Source organism: Mycobacterium sp. NGS26 (assembly GCF_059813025.1).
Map to the genome: position 1 here is coordinate 1 of NZ_JCALDU010000017.1, position 1208 is coordinate 1208.

The following is a 1208-nucleotide window of genomic DNA, read 5'->3' on the forward strand; positions in this document are numbered from 1 at the left end:
TGACTGATACCGGCAGCGTGAGTGTGTCGGGGACGTTGACGGATTCGGGCACGGTGACGGTGGGCACCGCCAGCGCGAATAGCGGCACGTTGACGGTGGGGAGCACCGGCCCGGGCAGCGGCACGCTGAATGTCAGCTCCGGGGTCACCTTGACGGTGAACTCCGGCGGGACGCTGACCGATACCGGCACCGTGACGATCTCGGGCACGTTGACCGACTCCGGCACCCTGACGGTAGGCACCGGCACCGCCAACAGCGGCACCTTGACGGTGGGCAGCACCGGGCCGGGTAGCGGCACGCTGAATGTCAGCTCCGGTGTCACTCTGACGGTGAACTCCGGGGGCACGTTGACCGATACCGGCAGCGTGACGGTGGGTGGCACGTTAACCGACAACGGTGCGCTGACGGTGGGCACCGGGACCGCGAACAGTGGCACGTTGACGGTGGGCACCACGGGTCCGGGTAGCGGCACCCTCAACGTCGGCTCCGGGGTGACCTTGACGGTGAACGCCGGTGGCACGTTGACCGACACCGGGACGGTCACGGTGTCGGGGACGTTGACGGATTCGGGCACGGTGACGGTGGGCACCGCCAGCGCGAATAGTGGCACGTTGACGGTGGGGAGCACCGGTCCGGGTAGTGGCACTTTGGCGGTCAATGGTGGTTTGACCGTCAATGCTGGTGGCACGTTGACTGATACCGGCACCGTGAGTGTGTCGGGCACGTTGACCGATTCGGGCACCGTGACGGTGGGTACCGGCAGCGCGAATAGTGGGACGTTGACGGTGGGGAGCACCGGTCCGGGCAGTGGCACTTTGGCGGTCAACGGGGGTCTGACCGTCAACGCTGGCGGGACGCTGACCGATACCGGGACGGTGACCGTGTCGGGCACCCTTACCGATGGTGGCACCGTGACGGTGGGCACCGGCAGCGTCAATAGCGGGACGTTGACGGTGGGTAGCACCGGCCCGGGTAGCGGCACGTTGAATGTCGGCTCCGGGGTGACGTTGACGGTGAACTCCGGGGGGACGCTGACTGACACCGGCACGGTAACCGTGTCGGGCGCCGTCAGCGACAGCGGCGCCCTGACCGTGGGCACCGGCAGCCCCGGCAGCGGCACGCTTGCCGTCAATGGCAGCTTGACCGTCAACGCTGGCGGCACGCTGACCGATACCGGGACGGTGACCGTGTCGGGCACCCTTACCGAT

At 67.7% G+C, this 1208-nt stretch carries 1 protein-coding gene; it reads right to left on the minus strand.

Annotated features, from left to right (window positions below; genetic code table 11):
• The coding region (locus AC5Y6X_RS24330) for a hypothetical protein (protein ID WP_499989701.1) at window positions 1-1099 on the minus strand (1099 nt) is incomplete at its 3' end.
• Window positions 1100-1208: the final 109 nt, after the last annotated feature.